A 332-nucleotide genomic window follows, 5' to 3' on the forward strand; every position below is an offset into this window, starting at 1 on the left:
GCTTGGCCTTCACCTCCTCGGGCTTCATGAACTTGTTGTAGCCCTGGCCGTCCCATTCGTAGAACTCGCCACGCCGTTGCTGCCACAGATAAGGCTTCCTGTACCAGACCCCTTCCCGCTTCCACGACTCGAAGTCGGTGACCCCGTTGGTGCCGGGGCTGTCGGCGAAGCCCTTGGCCAAATGGCGCAGCAGGTTCTCGGTGCTCTCCAGCTTCTTGTAGTACTCCCCCGTCGGTCCCTTGATGCGCTTTCCGATCTCGATCAGGATGTCGCCGAACACCTTGGTGTCGTAGAGCGGCTTGATCGCCGGGGTGCGCAGCCCCGCCATGGGC

At 62.3% G+C, this 332-nt stretch carries 1 pseudogene; it reads right to left on the reverse strand.

The features are described 5' to 3' along the window. A pseudogene (locus tag ACTFO6_RS18205) lies at positions 1-332 on the reverse strand (molybdopterin-dependent oxidoreductase); the annotation flags it as partial.

The sequence above is a fragment of the Pelomicrobium sp. G1 genome (assembly GCF_051905455.1).
Classification (GTDB): Bacteria; Pseudomonadota; Gammaproteobacteria; order Burkholderiales; family UBA6910; genus Pelomicrobium.